A 17,734-nucleotide genomic window follows, 5' to 3' on the forward strand; every position below is an offset into this window, starting at 1 on the left:
AATCGGGAAAAAAATCAATGGGGTTATTATGCAAATGCCCGCTGTCAGGGCAAGCGACAGCGGGCATTTCACGACAAATTAACGCAAATAGAGGGTTACGCGCTGGTCTGTGAAGCGTTATTGACCTTTTTCGCTGAAGAAAGCGTCGCTTTCATCTGCGCTTCATCGAGCTGGCCGACCCACTTCGCCACCACCACAGTCGCCACACCGTTACCCACCAGGTTGGTGAGCGCACGGGCTTCCGACATGAAGCGGTCAATGCCGAGAATCAGCGCCAGACCGGCCACCGGCAGATGTCCCACCGCCGACAGCGTTGCCGCCAGCACGATAAAGCCACTGCCGGTCACCCCTGCCGCGCCTTTGGAGGAGAGCAGCAGCACCACTAACAGCGTGATCTGGTGGAAGACATCCATGTGGGCGTTGGTCGCCTGAGCGATAAACACCGCCGCCATGGTCAGGTAAATCGACGTGCCATCGAGGTTGAACGAGTAGCCAGTTGGAATCACCAGCCCGACCACCGATTTCTTACAGCCCAGCTTCTCCATCTTATCCAGCATGCGCGGCAGCGCCGACTCGGAAGAAGATGTACCCAGTACAATCAGCAGCTCTTCTTTGATGTAGGCAACAAACTTAAAGATGTTGAAGCCGGCCCAGCGGGCAATAATGCCCAGCACAATCACCACGAACAGTACGCAGGTGATGTAGAAGCAGATAATCAGCTGACCGAGCTGCACCAGCGATCCGACGCCATATTTACCGATGGTGAACGCCATGGCGCCGAACGCACCAATCGGCGCCAGACGCATGATCATGTTGATCACGCCAAAAATCACCTTCGAGAAGCTCTCGATGACGTTGAACATCACGGTGCCGGCGTTACCGAGGCGATGCAGCGCAAAGCCGAACAGGATAGCGAACAGCAGCACCTGCAGGATGTTACCGCTGGCGAAGGCACCGACCACGCTGTTCGGGATCACGTCCAGCAGGAAGGCAATCACGCCCTGCTGCTCAGCCTGCTGCGCGTAGACCGCAACCGCTTTGGCATCCAGCGTCGCCGGATCGACGTTCATTCCCGCGCCCGGCTGGATCACGTTGACCACCACCAGACCGATAATCAGCGCGATGGTGCTGACAATTTCGAAATAGAGCAGCGCTACTGCGCCGGTCCGTCCAACTGCTTTCATGCTCTCCATGCCGGCAATACCGGTCACCACCGTACAGAAAATCACGGGGGCGATGATCATCTTGATCAGCTTAACGAAGCCATCGCCAAGCGGCTTCATTTGCGCGCCTAACTCAGGGTAGTAGTGGCCTAACAGGACGCCGATGCCGATGGCAACCAGCACCTGAAAGTAGAGGCTTTTGAACAGTTTCATAACAGGTGTCCAGGTATAGACGGCATTCACCGCCATTGTTATGGAGAAACGCATGCGGCAAGCCGCCTGGAAGCGTATGACCTTACCGATGGCGAGGAAAATAACACTCTGTTAACAGGATTAGTATACCCTTACATTCCTTACAAAAGTTACAAAACTCTAACTATGAACTGAAACGCTTCAGCACCCCATAACGGTGCAATTCTGCAAGGAAAATCAATAAATAAGGTGATTATTCAGACGGTGACGAGCTGGCCAGCCAGCGCTGGTTAAACACCGATAACGGCAGGGCTTCAGCATATAAGTAGCCCTGCCCAATGGTAATTCCGCGCGCCAGCAGCCAGTCGCGCTGCTCGGCAGTTTCGACGCCTTCGGCTATCACGTCGAGGTGGATGATATCGGCAATCGCCGCCACGATGCGCACCATGGTGTCATCATCCGGCAGCGCGGCGACAAAACTGCGATCCATTTTTAGCTTATTAACCGGCAGCGCTTTGAACTGATGCAGGTAGTTGAGGTTGGAGTAGCCCATGCCGAAATCATCCAGCGCGACCGCCACCCCGGTTTGCTGCAGCGAGCGCAGCAGCGCCATCGCCTGTTCAGCATCGCCAATCTGCGCGGTTTCGGTGATCTCCAGCACGAAGTTACCCGGCGCAATGCGATGGCGCTCCAGTAGCCCCTGCAGATGGCTCACCACGCTGGCATCGCGCAGCTGTACTGCGGAGATATTCACGCTAAGCGGAAGATTGATGCCGTGGCGCTGCCAGCCAGCGATAATGCGGCACGCCTCTTCAAATACCCAGCGGCCGAGCGCGGAGATGACGCCAATCTCTTCGGCACTGGCGATGAACTCTTCAGATAAACCATAGCTGCCGTCCGGCATTCGCATGCGCAGCAGCGCTTCTGCGCCGGCCAGCTCGCCGGTGGCCATATTGATTTGCGGCTGCAGATAGAGCGCAAACTGGCCATCCTGCAGACCCTGCAGGATGTCGTGCTCCTGGGTTAAGCGCTTCTGCGCCCGCTCGGTCAGCGCCGGGTCAAAGAACAGAATCTGGTTTTTACCCTGATGGCGCGCCGACATCATCGCCGACGTGGCACGCGCCAGCTGTTCGCCAGCGGACACGCTGTTGTCATCATGCAGCGCCAGGCCAATGCTGGCGTTGGGGCGCAGCTGCAGCTGATACAGGTTCACCGGCTGATTGATGCGTAGCATCAGGTTGCGCGCCAGCCGCATGGCGCGAAACGGGTTGTGCGCACGCTTCATCAATAGCGCAAAGTCGCTCGGTCCGGTCTGTGCCAGCAGCGTATGGTCATCAATGGTGCTGCGGATTTTTTCCACCAGCGTCAGCATCAGCGTATCGCGCTGCTCATCGCTCAGGACGCCATTGGCTTCCTGCAGGGTTTCGATGCGGATCACCATCAGCCCCCACGGCTGCTGGCTGTGGCGATGGCGGATGTGCTGATCAAGCAGCGCCAGAAACAGCGCGCGGTTGGGCAAATCGGTCACCGCGAAATGGGTGGTCAGCCGGCTCATCTCATCGTGAATCGACTCCAGCACCTGCTGATTGCGGTTGTAGCTGCGAATCAGCATGCCGATCTCATCGTCGCGATGATTGTGCGGCAGCGCCAGCTTATGAGTGAGAATGGCGGGCGGCGGCAGCTCCTGCAGCTCACGCGAAATATTACGCAGCGGATGCACGATCAGCCGGTTGATACACCAGCTGATCGCCACGGACAGAATCAGCGCCAGCAGCAGATAGGTGGTGATCATGGTGGATAGCGTGCTGAGCAGGAACTGATAAACGCGCGACGAATCAGCCTGCAGCACCAGATAGGCAATCGGCTTCGGCAGCCCGCTGCGCTCGACCGAATAGAGCGGCAGCGTAATCTGCACCGGCAGTTCGAACAGCCGGGCGACAAAGCGCGGCACCGGTTTCTCCGGCGCGAAGTCGGCGTGCAGCGCCTGGAAGGCGTTCGGCAGCACCACATCGGCGCGCGACAGAATGCCCGCCGGCTTAAGGGTATTCAGAATGCGTTCGGCCTGCGGGATATCGGCTTTGAGCACCGCTTCGGACAGCGGCTGACGCACGGTATGCGCGACGTTCTCCATCTGCTGGGCGTAATCCACCCTGCGCTGCTGCACAAAATGGAATAACTGGATGACGATAAAAATACAGATGGTGACCAGCGCCACGGCGGACACGGTGGCCATCTGCTTTATCGTTAACGAACGACTGACGCGCAACAAAACCTCTCCTGGCCGCCGGGGGCCGTGACAGTTGCCGGAATGCGCAGCAAGTATATCCCAGGTCAGCATTTTTTTGCGCCGGGATAAAGGCGAAAATCACGCAACTGCCCCGCTTTGCGCGCGGTTTCAGCATTTTGTCAGCCATTAGCGGCGCAGAGACAAAACGGTGCGCGCCAGCCCGCACCGTTTGCCGCTCAGGTTTTACTGCGGATAGGCTACCCAGTCGCCGCCGTTAAGGCGAATCCACGGTTTGCCCTGATACATCATCACGACGGCGTTATCATTTTCCGACACCACTGGCGTCTGCGGCAGGTTATCCGCCAGCACCGACATGTTGACATTCGGTGCGTTAAACACCTGACCGTCCACCACCCGCGACACCAGCTCGGAAATCGCCAGCAGGCTGACAGGTGTATCGATGGTCAGCGGCTGGCCCTGATGCGGCGCTTTCATGCCAACAAATTTAATGCCAACCGGCACGTGGGTGATGCCCGGGCTCGGAATGTCGCGCAGCCCGGACATCTGCATTTTATCCCCCTGCAGTGCCGCACCGTGCTCCGGCACCACCAGCACCATCACCCGGCGTCCCGACTTCTCCAGATTGGTCAGGAAGCTATCGAGCTGGTCGAACAGCACCCGTGCGCGCGGCTGCCACTCGGCGGTGCGGGTGCTGCCCAGCTCGCGCGTACCGTCGTGCAGCGGAATCAGGTTGTAGAAGGTGGCGCTGCGCGCATCGCTGCTTTTGCTGCGGTCATCAAGCCAGCGCTGCATCAGCTGCCCGTCGTTGTACACCGGCGAACCATCAAAAGACGTCAGCTCCGGCGCAATCCCGGCCTGCGACATCAGCGGCGCCTGCATGTTGCCGTCCTCGCGCAGCTCTTTCAGGTAGTTACCGAACACGCCGGTATGGTCCATCATCAGCTGCTGCTTAAAGCCCAGCTTCGCCAGATTATCAAACAGATAGCAGCGCTGGTCGGTGGCTTTATACAGGTTACTGTGTGAGGTCTGGCCGCAGCTGGCGCGCAGCAGGCGAATACCGGCCGGGCCGCTGTAGCCGGTGGCGGAGTTATAGTTGTTCAGCACGATATCAAAGTGCTTCCACAGCGGATGGTCACGCAGCTGCGCCACATCAATGTCCGACCACGCCAGCGAACAGATGTTGATCACCAGAATATCGAACGGCTGCGAATCGGCGGGCAGCGCATCCGGGAAATGCGTAACGCGCTGGCGTTCGCTGTCGTAAAAGCGATTCAGCCACGCGGTGAGGTTGGCGCTGGTGGGCGGCGCGCTTTGATCGAGTCCCGCCGCGGCCGGGCTGGCGGCCGGTTTGTCATTCAGCGCCACCGGCGGTGCGGCGGCTTTGCTGGGCAGCAGGCTGACCGCCGGGCCGGCGAGCGTCAGCACGTTCAGCCAGATCAGCGCCAGTGACACCAGCACGGTGACGCGAATCCACTGCGCCACGAACAGGTAAATCACCAGCAGCACAAAGGCCGCGCCGATCATCTCCCAGTTAATAAAGCGCTGCAGCAAATCCAGCAGATAGGCCGGCGAGAATCCCGCCACCTGGCTGCCCTGGCTGAGCAGCGAGTTCAGACCCGGCAGCCAGGTATCGTGCCAGAACAGCGCGAAGCCAATCGGCAGCGAAACCCACTGGCGCAGACGATGCAGCCGCGCTGACGGCAGCGGAAACAGCAGCCACGCCAGAAACACCAGATTACTCAGTGCATGGAAGTTGAGATAGCCGTACCACAACAGACCAAATTTGATCAGAAAGTAAAAGTTCCAGCCGCCGAGGCCGCGCCAGCGCGCCGCGTGCAGCGTCGAAGGTGTGTTATCCATGTTTATCCGTTTTGGTCGATTGGCGTTGCCACTGCCCTTCCGATTTGAGGGCGCGGGCAGGTAACAGGCGCATCAGCAGGCTGGTGCTGCGCTGCGGCAGCCAGCGTCGCCACAGCGATTTCAGGAACAGCAAAATCAGTAACAGCAGGATCGCCACCTGCACACCATCCATCAGCGTCATACGTGCGGCTCCCCGAGGTCGATGATGATCGGCTGCGGCGTCTGAGGGCCGCGCGGCGCGGCCGCTGCCGGCGCAGCAGGTTGCGCAGCGGCCGGTACCGTGAGCGGTTCGAACTGCGACACCGGCGTCAGCTGCCGCACTTTATTCACCTCCGACAAAATCTGATTGTCGGCAAACCACACCATGCGGTTGCTGAACAGCTCGTCGTGCGGCAGGGAAAATATCGATTTCAGGGCAATGTCCAGGTCGTTAAAGCGGCAGGAAGAGAGGAATAAATAGAGCCGATCGTCAACCAGCGTCACCAAATCGCCAAAACGACGCGGTTTACATAGCGTCAGTACCTGCGGCGGCGACAGCTGCGGCACCGGGCGCAGCGCCACCATCAGCCCTTTGTCGTTTTCCGGCAGCAGCGTATTGTTCATCAACTGCTGTACCGCCGCACAGAAACGCTCCAGCGGCAAATAGCCTTTCTGCTGCAGCGGCTGTAGCGCCTGCACCAGCGCCGGCAGATCGGCCGGCACGTGGCGGGTAAACTGCTGGCCCTGCACGCCTTCCAGTGCAGTCAGCAAGCGCGACAGCGGCGCCGCCGTCGGGACAATGCTGTTAACGCCGCACGCCAGCAGCAAACGCTCATCGCTGTAGCGCAGGCTGGTGCCAAGTTCCCGCACCACGATTTTCAGCGCGTTGCCGCGCGATCGTCGCAAACCATGGACCATGCTCGCCAGAGTCGGCACATCCTGATTATGGGCCAGGCTAAAGATGACCGTGGCGGCGTTGGCCTGCTGCGCGCGCGCATACACGCTCTCGTTATCGCTGAACAGTTGCCACTGCGCGGAAAGCGGCGGCGCCCCTTCCAGCACATCCTGCTGGGCCAGAAACTGGTTTTCATCATTGAGGCTCAGCGGCTGTGACGCGGCAGCTTCAGCCTGCGCAATAAACTGATTATCGATACAGTTCAGGCGGATAGCGCGGTCGGCCAGCAATTTATCGGCGGAGTACCACCAGTTAATTCGATATTGCCAGCTATCCTGCTGAAATTCTAAATGGGCGACACCATCAAGCTGACGAAAATAACGCTGCAGATGATTTCGCAGGGGAATAATTGCAGTTCCGCAGGTGATCATTAGCAGCGTCATTTGTTTTTTTAACAGAACCCGGCGCAAGCCTTTTAACCACACGGTCAGTTCATCCGGGGATAATTTGCTCCACAGCGCCGCCTGACTATAAAACATGACCAGACCGCTACGTTTATTCATTACGCGCGCCATATCGCTGGCCAGATGTTGCAGGCTGGCTTTATTGGCAGGCAGCGAAAATAAGGGAATACGCGCCGGACCGCCGGGCGGATCGGGCGTTAACAGCGCCTGCGGGGGTTCATCCGCGCTCACCAGCGTGGCCGCCTTTTGCTGGCTAACCACCTGACGTAACAGCGTTCGTGCGTCTTCGGGCCGCTGGCAGGTTATCCAGTAAAATCCCGGCGACTGCAGGGCGATTAATTCCTGTTGTACCTGCTGCAGGCCAAGCGTATAAAGATTTTTCATATTAGCGTCGCGATCTGTACAATCCAGGCTAGTTTAATATAGACGGCAACGATTGGAACTGCTGAAATAAAAAAAGCTGCGCACGCGCCAGACTGTTTGAACTTTGCCGGGCCAGAAATCGCTGGCTGCGGTTTTATACGCGACAAGAAAAATATCACCCCTCTTTATCCGTTGTCGTTTCTTTGGTGGCAAAAAAGTAATGAAAACTGAAAATGCTTTTTCACTGATCGCTGTCGGCAGCGAAGATCAGGATGATATTAACGCCCTGAGTGACGCCTTTTCACTGAAGGCGTTTCGCTATATTGATATTGCCCGTGAAGCGCGTCTGCAACAGTTGCTGTCGCGCTGGCCGTTGTTGCAGGAATGCACGCAGGGACCGGAGTCACCACGCTAATGCCGGTTCTCGCCTTACAGGGGCTGCGCGGCGGGTGTGGCGCGACGGCACTCAGTGCCGCGCTGGGCTGGGCGCTAAACGCGCTGCAGCAGTCGGTGCTGCTTATCGACCTTTCGCCAGCCAATCAACTGGCGGCCCACTTTAATCTGCCGCTCGACACGCCGCACGGCTGGCTGCGTGCGCAGCTGGATAACCAGCCGTGGCAGCACAGCGCGCTGCGCTATCAGCCGGGGCTGGATTTTCTGCCGTCTGGCACGCTCACGCATCAGCAGACCTTATCCTTAAACGCAGCGACAGCGGAAATTGCACAACCGCTGCTTAAGGCTTTGCCGGCCCTGAAACAGCGCTATCAGTGGATTATTTTCGACCTTCCGGCGGATCTGCTGCCGTGGCAGCTGGCGTTCATCCCGGCCGCCGATCGGCTGCTTCAGCTGTTAACGCTGGATGCCAACTGCCAGCTGCGCCTGCACCGCGCGCACTTTTCGCCGCAGACGCTGTTTCTGATTAACCAGTTCAACGCCAACAGCCAGCTGCAGCAGGATCTGCATCAGCTGTGGCTGCGCTCGCTTAAGAACCTGATTCCACAGGTGATTCATCGCGATGAAGCGCTGGCGGAAGCGCTGATGATGAAACAGCCGGTGGGCGCCTGGCGTCCGCATGCGCTGGCCAGCGAAGAGATCAATACGCTGGCCAACTGGCTGCTGCTGCATGTCGCCGGAGGTGGCGCATGAATGCGCTGCGCTGGCTGCTGGTGCCGCAGGCCTCGCAGGCATTGCAGCAGCGCGCGCACCTGGCGCGTCAGCACGGCGCCGGGCGGTTAACGGTCGCGCTGCATCTGCTGTGGTGCGTGCTCGCCTGGTCGCTGCTGCGGCTGGAAACGCCGGCGTGGCGGCGCGTGCTGCAGCAGCGTCAGCGCTACTTCCCGCATATCTCTCCGCTGCGCCCGCGTCCGCTGGATATTGTGCGCTATGCACTCCAGAGCCTGTGGCTGCTTATCATGCTGCCGCTGGACGGCAGCGCGCGCAGCGAGCGTAAACGTTTTAACGCCTTTGGCTCGCTGTTCCGCTGGCGCCAGCAGCTGTATCAATGGCTGGCGCAGCTGCCGGCGCGGCTGGAGCACAGCGGCGTACCGCAGCGCAGCGAACGCTGGCTGCAGCGCCTGCCACGGCGCGTGCGTCAGTTGCTGTTCATCGTAGTGGCGATCGCCGCCAGCCTGCTGGCGCTGCTGTGCATCTCGCAGCCGTTTGATATCACCACCCAGTTTGTGTTTGTGCTGCTGCTGTGGGCGCTGGCCATGCTGGTGCGCCGTATGCCGGGCCGGCTGGTGACCATCATGCTGATTGTGCTGTCGCTCACCATCTCCTGCCGCTATCTGTGGTGGCGCTATACGGAAACCCTTAACTGGGACGATCCGCTCAGCCTGACGTTTGGCCTGCTGTTGATTGGCGCGGAAACCTACGCGTGGACGGTACTGGTGCTGGGCTATTTCCAGACGCTGTGGCCGCTCAACCGCCAGCCGGTCTCCATGCCGCCGGAGATCGCCAGCTGGCCCAGCGTCGATATTCTGGTGCCGACCTACAACGAGCCGCTCAGCGTGGTCAAACCCACCATCTATGCTGCGCTGGGCATCGACTGGCCGCAGGATAAACTCAACATCTATATTCTTGATGACGGCACGCGCGAGGAGTTCCGCGAGTTTGCCGCCAGCGTGGGCGTCAATTACGTGGTGCGGCCCAGCCACGAACACGCCAAGGCCGGCAACATCAACCATGCGCTGAAAACCACCTGCCGCAGCGAATACGTGGCGATTTTTGACTGCGACCACGTGCCGACGCGCTCATTCCTGCAGCTCACCATGGGCTGGTTCCTGAAAGATCACCGGCTGGGCATGCTGCAGACACCGCACCACTTCTTCTCGCCAGACCCGTTTGAGCGCAACCTCGGCCGCTTCCGTCAGACGCCGAATGAAGGCTCGCTGTTTTACGGTCTGGTGCAGGATGGTAACGACACCTGGGATGCCGCCTTTTTCTGCGGCTCCTGCGCAGTGCTGCGCCGCAGCGCGCTGGATGAGATTGGCGGTATCGCGGTAGAGACGGTAACCGAAGATGCGCACACCTCGCTGCGACTGCACCGCCGCGGATACACCTCGGCCTACATCCGCATTCCTCAGGCTGCCGGGCTGGCGACCGAAAGTCTGTCAGCGCATATTGGCCAGCGCATCCGCTGGGCACGCGGCATGGTGCAGATCTTCCGTCTCGATAATCCGCTGTTTGGCAAAGGGCTGAAGCTGGTACAGCGGCTGTGTTACGCCAACGCCATGCTGCACTTTCTTGCCGGTATCCCCCGGCTGATCTTTCTGCTGGCGCCGCTGGCGTTTCTGCTGTGCCATGCCTACATCATCTATGCACCCGCGCTGGCCATCGCCATCTACGTGCTGCCGCACATGGTGCATACCAGTCTGACCAACTCGCGCATCCAGGGGCGCTGGCGCCACTCGTTCTGGAGCGAGGTGTATGAAACCGTGCTCGCCTGGTACATCGCCCGCCCCACCACGGTCGCGCTGTTTAATCCGCACAAAGGCAAATTCAACGTGACCGCCAAAGGGGGCCTGGTAGAAGAGCGCCATCTCGACTGGGTGATCACCAAACCCTACATGCTGCTGGTGCTGCTGAACATTGCCGGTATCGGCATGGGCTTCTGGCGCATGGCGCACGGCCCGGCCAATGAGCTGCTCACCATCTGGGTCAGTCTGGTGTGGGTGGTTTACAACATGATTATTCTCGGCGGCGCGGTGGCGGTGTCGGTGGAAGCGCGTCAAATCCGTGAAGCGCACCGCGTGGAGATCGCCATGCCGGCGGCGCTGGCACGCGCCGATGGTCATATGCTGCCGTGCACGCTGCGCGACTACTCTGACGGCGGCGTGGGCGTCGAACTGCGCGAGCCGGATGCACTGCGCGAGAACGAAAGCGTCTCGCTGCTGCTGCGGCGCGGACAGCAGGAGTTCAGCTTCCCGTGCCAGGTACAGCGCGTATTTGGCCGCCGCGCGGGTATCCGCCTGCACCAGCTCTCCACCCGCCAGCACATCGAATTTATTCAGTGCACCTTTGCGCGCGCCGATACCTGGGCGCTGTGGCAGGACGGTTTTCCGGAGGATAAACCGGTGCAGAGCCTGGCGGACATTATGCTGCTCGGCTTCAAAGGCTATTTGCGGCTGGCGGAGTATGGTCCGGCACCGCTGCGCCGCCTGTTCCGTGGCCTGACCGCCGGACTGCACTGGCTGGCAACGCTGTTGCCGCACAACGTCCGTCCGCGACCGGCAACGCTCAACACTGATTTTACCTAAGCTGATGATATGACCATGACGAGAAAACTGAGTTGGTTCACCGCCCTGCTGCTGGGCACGGCGTCTCTGGCGCAGGCGGCACTTCCGGCGGCGCTTCCTGATGCACCGCCTGCGGCAACCTCTGCGCCGCTGCCCGACGTGAACCAACCGCTCGATGCCAGCGCCCCGCTGCGCGATAGCCAGCTGCTGTTTACCCAGGTGGCACCGCCGCCGGGTAGCATGACGCTGCGCGGCACCGTCCCTACCAGCCAGATTGAGTTCGGCGTGCGCAGCGACGAGGTGGTCACGCGCGCGCTGCTGACGCTCAACTACCGACCTTCGCCGGCGCTGCTGCCGACGCAGTCGCAGCTCAAGGTGTATCTCAACGATGAACTGGTGGGACTGGTCACCGTCACCGCCGATCAGCTCGGCAAAGAGAACCAGACGCAGCTGGCGATCGACCCGCGCTACATTAGCGACTTCAACCGCATCCGCCTGGAACTGGTCGGCCACTACGCCAACGTGTGTGAAAATCCGGCCAACAGCACCATCTGGCTGGATATCGGTAAAGCGAGCAAACTGGACCTGACGCTGCAGAAGCTGCCGCTGAAAAACGATCTCTCCCATTTCCCGGAGCCATTCTTTGACGCGCGCGACAACCGGCCGCTGCAGCTGCCGATGGTCTTCAGCGGCCAGCCGGATGTGCAGCAACAGCGTGCGGCAGGCCTGCTGGCCTCGTGGTTCGGTAGCCAGGCGCAGTGGCGCGGCCAGTCCTTCCCGGTGCTGTATAACCAGCTGCCGGAAGGACAGCATGCGGTGGTGTTCGCCACCAACGATCGCCGGCCTGACTTCCTGCAAACGCTGCCGCCGGTGGACAAACCCACCGTGGAAATGGTCAGCCAGCCGGACAATCCCTATCAGAAGATGCTGCTGATTCTCGGCCGCGACGATAACGATCTGATCACTGCAGTAGAGGGCATTGCGCAGGGCGAACTGCTGCTGCGCGGCGAGCGCGCCACCATCGACAGTGTGAAACTGCTGGCCCCGCGCCAGCCGTACGATGCGCCAAACTGGGTACGCACCGATCGCCGCACCACCTTTGGTGAACTGACGCAGTATCAGAACCAGCTGCAGGCTGATGGCCTGCAACCCAACCCGATTAGCCTGACGCTCAACCTGCCGCCGGATCTGTTCCTGGTGCGCGCACGCGGCATTGATATGGACCTGATCTATCGCTACACCTCACCGGTGCAGCAGGACGGCTCACGGCTGGCGGTGCATCTCAATAATCAGTTCATGCAGGATTATCCGCTGACCAGTAAAGATGGCGCGGGCCAGCAGCTGATGCGCATTCCGCTGATGCAGGGCCTGCAGGACAACAGCCGTCAGCTGACCATTCCGGCACTGCGTCTCGGTGTGGTGAACCAGCTGCGCTTTGATTTTGACTACGCCAATACCTTTATCGGCGGCACTGCCGATGGCCGCTGTGAAACCGTCACCCCCGTCGCGCATCATGCGGTGATCGACGATCGCTCCAGCATCGATTTCTCCGGCTATCGTCACTACATCGAAATGCCTTCGCTCGGCGCGTTTGCCAGCGCTGGCTTCCCGTTCAGCCGCTTCGCCGATCTGGCGCAAACCCTGGTGCTGGTGCCGGCAAAACCGGAGAGCGGCGAAGTCAGTACGCTGCTTGACGCGCTGGGGGCGATCGGCGCCCAGACCGGCTATCCGGCACTGCGCGTGCAAATGAGCGATGACTGGCGCAACGCCAAAGACCACGATGCCGATCTGCTGCTGATCGGCAGCATTCCGCCGGATCTGCAGGCGGACACGGCGATCAATCTGCTGGTGGATCGCACGCGCAGCACCCTCAACATGCCATCGCGCCCGGGCAGCGCGCCCAACGTGCCACTGTCAGCCAGCGAGCGCACCGCCGAAAGCCAGACCGGCATCAGTTCGCGCGGTCCGCTCGGCGCTCTGGTTGGCTTCCAGTCGCCGTTTCACGATCAGCGCAGTGTGGTGGCGCTGCTGGCTGACAGCCCGCGCGGCTGGGATTTGCTGAATGCAGCGCTGCGCGACAGCGGTAAGCGCGCGGCGATGTTCGGTTCCGTCAGCATCGTCCGGGAGTCCGGCGTCAACAGCGTGCGCGTGGGCGATACCTACTTTGTCGGGCATCTGCCGTGGTGGGAGCGGCTGTGGAATCTGCTGGCCACCCATCCGGTATGGCTGGCCGTGTGTGCCGTGCTGGTGGTGATCCTGTTCGCCCTGATGGCCTGGCGCCTGATGCGCATGGTGAGCCGTCGTCGCCTGGCTGAGCTGGATGACGATGAATAAGTTACCGCTTGCGCTGCTGATCGCCAGTGCGCTGGCCGGCAGCGTGGCGGCCGCGCCCGGTCCGCAGGTGGCGCCGGTAGCGTGGCTGCTGATGCAGATTCGTACCGGCGAATCCACCAACAAATACGATTTGGTGCAGCAGTCGCTGTACCGGCTGGAAAAAATCGATCCGGATAACCCGCAGGTGCTGGCGGCGCGCATTCGTATGGCGCTGCGTCAGGGCGATCAGGCCAAAGCGCAGCAGCTGTTCGATGCGTTGCAAAAGGCTGCGCCGGATGACGCCGCCACACGCGAATCTGCGGCAGGTTTGCGCCTGATGAGCCCCGAAGGGCGTCAGCAGCTGCAGCAGGCGCGGCTGCTGGCCACCGCCGGACGGCTGCCGGAGGCCAAAGCAGCGTGGGATGCGCTGTTTCACGGCGTCTTTCCCGATGTAAACACCGAACTGGAGTACTGGCGACTGGTGGCGCGCCTGCCGGGCCAGCAGCCGCTCGCCTGGCATCAGTTGCAGGCGCTGGAGCAGCGTTATCCGGGCAATATCGGCGTCGAGCTACAGCTGGCGCGCATGGCGTTTGATAATAATCAGCCGGATCAGGCGGTGACCCAGCTGCGTCAGCTGGCCAACCGCGACGGCGGCCGCGATGCCGCGTCTGAACTGTGGCTGCAGCAGATCCAGAACCAGCCGGTAAGCGAGCGCAGCGTTGCCAGCCTGCAGCAGTATCTGCAGGTGTTCACCAGCGGCGATGCGCAACAGCGCGGAGCGGATGAGCTGGCGCGTCAGCAAAAAATGCTGGCCGATCCGGCCTTCCGCCAGCGCATGCGCGGCCTGGCGCTGGTCGAGGCTGGCGGCGGCGCGGCGGCAATCGGCGCATTACAGGCGGCGCTGAAGGCCAATCCGGACGACGCCGAACTGCTCGGTGCCATGGGCCAGGCGCAGGCGCGTGCCGGTCACCGCGCCGCCGCCATCAGCTGGCTACAGAAAGCGATTCAGGCGGGCCAGGCCAGCACGCAAATCGGCAAGTGGCAGTCCCTGTTACAGACCAATCGTTACTGGCTGGCTATCGACAGCGGCGACGCGGCGCTGAAGCAGGGGGATTTGTCCGGCGCTGAGCGGCAGTACCGCAGCGCGCAGGCCATCGACAGCAATGACAGCTGGGCGCTCATCGGCCTCGGTGATGTGGCGCAGGCGCGTAAAAACAGCGCGTTAGCCCGACAGTACTGGCAGCAGGCGCTGCGCCTTGACCGCAGTAACGGCACGGCGCAGCAGCGCCTGAGCAATTTACGTATTGAGAGCCTGCTGGCCGACGCAGATACGCTGGCGCAGCAGCAGCAATGGCCGCAGGCGGTAGCGAAATACCGTGAGGCGGCTCAGGCGCGACCGGATGATGTCTGGCTGGCCTGGCGGCTGGCCAATGCGCTACGCAGCAGCGGTGACAACCAGGCAGGCGCGGCGGTAATGGCCGCGATGGTGCGCCAGCAGCCGCAGCAGCCAGCCGCGCTGTATGCCACGGCACTGTGGCAGTCATCCGGCGACGACGATGCCGCCGCGCTGGCCACGCTGCACCGTTTACCCACCGCCCGCTGGGACAGCAACATGCATGAACTGGCGGATCGCCTGGCGCAAAACCAGGCGTTCGGGCGTGCCGGGGAGCTACGCGCCCGCGGTGATGAAGCCGCCGCCATCCGCTTGCTGCAACAGCAGCCGGCCTCGCCGCGCCGCGACATTACGCTGGCCGACTGGGCGCTGGAGCGGGGCGATGCCACAACAGCGCTGGCCGGTTATCAGCAGGTGCTGCAGCAGGACGCCAGCAACAACGATGCCGCGCTCGGCCGCATCGAGGCGCTGCTGGCGCTGCAGCGCACCACCGAAGCGCGCGCAGCGCTGCACAGCCTGCCAGACAGCGTGGCGCAGCAGAGCCTGAACAGCGGCCGGCGCGTGGCGCTCGCCTGGCAAAACAGCGGCGATCTCTTCAAAGCGCAGCAGCTGTTCAGCGCGCTGAAAACCCGCGCCGCCGCTGTCGCGCCGTCACAGGAAAAAGCGCTGGTGCTGCGTGATGCCGCGCGGCTGGAGAGACAGCAGCGCCAGCCCGCGCTGGCACAGCAGGATTACCGCGCGGCGATGGTCGCCAGCGGCATCACCCCTGCGCTGCCAGACGATAACGCCCGCTATACCCGGCTGACGCGCACGCAGGCACAGGACGACTGGCTGAAGCGCAGCATTCGCAGCGACGCCGCTGATCTGTATCGCCAGCAGGACACCACTGTGACGCTGGAACAGGACTACTCGCGCGATAAGGGCAACGGTGGCACCTCTGACTTTACCGCCCATACCACCATGCTGCAGGCGGAAACCCCGCTGGCCGATGGCCGCAGCTTTGTGCGCGTTGATCACGTACAGGTGTCTGCCGGGACGTTTTCCACCACGGATGGCAGCCACAGTGAACTGTTCGGCAGCTGTAACGACGCCAACGCCGGGGGCTGCCGGCGCGATTTCACCCAGCGGGACGAAGGCACCGCGCTGGGCGTCGGCTGGCACAACGATCGCTGGTCAGCCGATATCGGCACCACGCCGCTCGGTTTTACCGTCACTAACTGGGTCGGCGGCGTAAGCTGGAAAACTGACATCGACGATCTCGGGGTGACCTTTACCGCTTCACGTCGCCCAATCTCCAGTTCGCTGCTGGCTTACGCCGGCGCGCGCGATCCGGCCACCAACGGCGGCAGAAACTGGGGCGGCGTCGTCGCGACCGGCGGCGGCATCGGCCTGAGTTACGATCGGGGCGGCGCGCACGGGGTGTGGGCCGATCTCAGCGCCCATCAAATCAGCGGTGAAAACGTGGCGGACAACAGCCGCGAACGGCTGATGGCAGGCTATTACTACAAGCTGATCAATAGCGACAACCAGCGCGCCACCATCGGCCTGAACAGTATGCTGTGGCACTATCAGAAAGATTTGAGCGACTACACCTTTGGCCAGGGCGGCTATTACAGCCCGCAGCGCTACTTCTCGTTGGCGGTGCCGCTGACCTGGCGTCAGCGCACCGAAAACTGGTCGTATGAACTCGGTGGCTCGGTGTCGTGGTCACAGTCAACCACTAACGCTCAGGCGCGCTACCCGGTGAATCCCGGCTTTACGCTGGCCAGCAATCCGCCATCGGATAGCAGTTCAGGGCGCGGTTTCGGTTATACACTGCAGGCGCTGGTAGAGCGGCGCATCACGCCGCACTGGTCGCTGGGTTTAGCCATGGACATTCAGCAGGCGAAAGATTACACCCCAAGCCACGGGCTGCTGTATGTGCGCTACTCAATGGCCGGCTGGAACGGCGACATGGATATGCCACCACAGCCACTGGAACCGTATGCGGATTTTAAATAAGCACACGAAAATGAAAAGGTCGCCATAAATGGCGACCCTACAAGATAGTTGCGTGGTTTTTACAGGGTGCGCTTTGATGCGCTCCGGTATAAATCCCGACGGGTGCAGGTAGCGTTCGGCTATCGCTTCTCCTGATAAGCCAGCCAGGTCAGCAGTTGCAGGCTGGCGGAGAAATAGTTTTGCTCCGGCGCCAGGCGGTCGCTGAGGTAGCCGGTTTGGTTGAGCGTCAGGTCGCGCACCGCGGTCAGGCCACCTTCCATATTGTAAGGTGCCGGGGTATTGGCCAGCACATCAAACCACGCTGGCGTGGTGTCGCGCGCGTAGCCCTGCCAGACGCGCTGGAAGGGCACCAGCCGCAGGCTTTGCGGATCGTACCACCAGATATTCAGCGGAATACGAATCGCGTCATAGCTGAAGCGGTTGGAATAGCCGACCGCCGGCGCGACGGAGCCATCGGCGTTCAGCGCCACCCAGTCCAGCGGCAGGCCGGTTTTGCCAAACTGCATGTCGCCCAGCAGCGCAAGGCCATCATCAATCAGCGTGTTCCACACGCGCAGATGGCTGTGCTGCGCAAACTCCTGCCATGCGGCGAACAGGAAATAGGAAGGGTTAAGCACCACATAGCTGGTTTTATTGAAGCCCTGCGCGCCCGGCAGCATGACCTTGCGGCCGGCGTAGTCGATCACCGTTAGTTTGATGACCGCGCGCTGAATGCGATCCGACGCCTGCTGATAATCACCGCCCCACTTCTGTGCCGCGCGCTGCAGCGCCCAGGCGATCAGCACATCCCCGTCCGAGGCATCATTTTTATCGGCGATGGGATCGGCTGCACCCGGCGTATAGCGCCAGTAGAACAGGTCATTCTGCGGATTGCGCAGATGGGTACGCGTCCACTGCCACAGCAAATCAAAGGTGGCGCGATCGTTATACGCCACCGCCAGCAGCATGCCGTAGCCCTGGCCTTCGGTGTGGCTGACGTTGTTGTTGGCCGTATCGCTGATGCGGCCGTCGCTGCTCATAAAGCGGCTTTTGTAACTGCTCCAGCCATCGGCCGCCGCCTGAGCACTGAAAAATATCACCATGAAACACAGCATCCACTGACGCCAGAACCGCATCACTCTCATCA

General features: G+C 61.3%; 11 protein-coding genes. 5 read left to right on the plus strand and 6 right to left on the minus strand.

Annotation, left to right across the window (positions count from 1 at the left end):
* Window positions 1-95: 95 nt before the first annotated feature.
* The 5 genes from AC6I79_RS19275 to bcsE form a co-directional block, all read right to left on the minus strand.
* A complete protein-coding gene (locus AC6I79_RS19275; RefSeq protein ID WP_031279619.1) occupies window positions 96-1,376 on the minus strand; it encodes a dicarboxylate/amino acid:cation symporter in 1,281 nt (426 codons plus the stop codon).
* Window positions 1,377-1,608: 232 nt separating this feature from the next.
* Complete coding sequence (gene hmsP / locus AC6I79_RS19280) at window positions 1,609-3,621, minus strand: biofilm formation regulator HmsP (protein ID WP_262264955.1); 2,013 nt, start codon at window positions 3,619-3,621, stop codon at window positions 1,609-1,611.
* Between the two features lie 204 nt (window positions 3,622-3,825).
* Window positions 3,826-5,463: a cellulose biosynthesis protein BcsG gene (gene bcsG / locus AC6I79_RS19285; protein WP_125309552.1), complete on the minus strand. Its 1,638-nt coding sequence runs from the start codon at window positions 5,461-5,463 to the stop codon at window positions 3,826-3,828.
* Window positions 5,456-5,644 carry a cellulose biosynthesis protein BcsF gene (bcsF, locus tag AC6I79_RS19290; protein WP_010617915.1) on the minus strand — a complete coding sequence of 63 codons (189 nt, stop codon included), beginning with the start codon at window positions 5,642-5,644 and terminating at the stop codon, window positions 5,456-5,458. The genes bcsG and bcsF overlap by 8 nt, the downstream gene beginning before the upstream one ends.
* Window positions 5,641-7,185 carry a cellulose biosynthesis protein BcsE gene (gene bcsE / locus AC6I79_RS19295; RefSeq protein ID WP_159378053.1) on the minus strand — a complete coding sequence of 515 codons (1,545 nt, stop codon included), beginning with the start codon at window positions 7,183-7,185 and terminating at the stop codon, window positions 5,641-5,643. The genes bcsF and bcsE overlap by 4 nt, the downstream gene beginning before the upstream one ends.
* A 199-nt stretch (window positions 7,186-7,384) precedes the next feature.
* On the opposite strand from bcsE, the gene bcsR reads away from it, so the two are divergent.
* The 5 genes from bcsR to bcsC are packed head-to-tail and all read left to right on the plus strand — an operon-like array spanning window position 7,385 to window position 16,608.
* Window positions 7,385-7,579, plus strand: coding sequence for a cellulose biosynthesis protein BcsR (bcsR, locus tag AC6I79_RS19300; RefSeq protein ID WP_021507005.1), 195 nt, complete (start codon window positions 7,385-7,387; stop codon window positions 7,577-7,579).
* Complete coding sequence (gene bcsQ, locus AC6I79_RS19305; RefSeq protein ID WP_104189225.1) at window positions 7,579-8,310, plus strand: cellulose biosynthesis protein BcsQ; 732 nt, start codon at window positions 7,579-7,581, stop codon at window positions 8,308-8,310. Before bcsR ends, bcsQ begins: the two co-directional genes overlap by 1 nt.
* Window positions 8,307-10,922, plus strand: a complete 2,616-nt coding sequence (bcsA, locus tag AC6I79_RS19310; RefSeq protein WP_058758087.1) for a UDP-forming cellulose synthase catalytic subunit — start codon at window positions 8,307-8,309, stop codon at window positions 10,920-10,922. Before bcsQ ends, bcsA begins: the two co-directional genes overlap by 4 nt.
* A gap of 15 nt (window positions 10,923-10,937) precedes the next feature.
* Window positions 10,938-13,235, plus strand: coding sequence for a cellulose biosynthesis cyclic di-GMP-binding regulatory protein BcsB (gene bcsB, locus AC6I79_RS19315; RefSeq protein WP_498027481.1), 2,298 nt, complete (start codon window positions 10,938-10,940; stop codon window positions 13,233-13,235).
* Window positions 13,222-16,608 carry a cellulose synthase complex outer membrane protein BcsC gene (bcsC, locus tag AC6I79_RS19320; protein ID WP_498027482.1) on the plus strand — a complete coding sequence of 1,129 codons (3,387 nt, stop codon included), beginning with the start codon at window positions 13,222-13,224 and terminating at the stop codon, window positions 16,606-16,608. The genes bcsB and bcsC overlap by 14 nt, the downstream gene beginning before the upstream one ends.
* 119 nt (window positions 16,609-16,727) lie before the next feature.
* On the opposite strand, the gene AC6I79_RS19325 is transcribed toward bcsC, so the two are convergent.
* Window positions 16,728-17,732: a family 8 glycosyl hydrolase gene (locus AC6I79_RS19325; RefSeq protein WP_031279620.1), complete on the minus strand. Its 1,005-nt coding sequence runs from the start codon at window positions 17,730-17,732 to the stop codon at window positions 16,728-16,730.
* Between the last annotated feature and the right edge of the window lie 2 nt (window positions 17,733-17,734).

It is taken from the genome of gamma proteobacterium symbiont of Scutellera amethystina (assembly GCF_059730845.1).

Coding starts and splice junctions, on each gene's coding strand:
- bcsR (WP_021507005.1), top strand. CDS start 7,385: ATGAAAACTGAAAATGCTTTTTCACTGATCGCTGTCGGCAGCGAAGAT.
- bcsA (WP_058758087.1), top strand. CDS start 8,307: ATGAATGCGCTGCGCTGGCTGCTGGTGCCGCAGGCCTCGCAGGCATTG.
- bcsF (WP_010617915.1), bottom strand. CDS start 5,644: ATGACGCTGATGGATGGTGTGCAGGTGGCGATCCTGCTGTTACTGATT.
- bcsE (WP_159378053.1), bottom strand. CDS start 7,185: ATGAAAAATCTTTATACGCTTGGCCTGCAGCAGGTACAACAGGAATTA.
- bcsC (WP_498027482.1), top strand. CDS start 13,222: ATGACGATGAATAAGTTACCGCTTGCGCTGCTGATCGCCAGTGCGCTG.
- bcsG (WP_125309552.1), bottom strand. CDS start 5,463: ATGGATAACACACCTTCGACGCTGCACGCGGCGCGCTGGCGCGGCCTC.
- bcsB (WP_498027481.1), top strand. CDS start 10,938: ATGACGAGAAAACTGAGTTGGTTCACCGCCCTGCTGCTGGGCACGGCG.
- bcsQ (WP_104189225.1), top strand. CDS start 7,579: ATGCCGGTTCTCGCCTTACAGGGGCTGCGCGGCGGGTGTGGCGCGACG.
- AC6I79_RS19325 (WP_031279620.1), bottom strand. CDS start 17,732: ATGAGAGTGATGCGGTTCTGGCGTCAGTGGATGCTGTGTTTCATGGTG.
- AC6I79_RS19275 (WP_031279619.1), bottom strand. CDS start 1,376: ATGAAACTGTTCAAAAGCCTCTACTTTCAGGTGCTGGTTGCCATCGGC.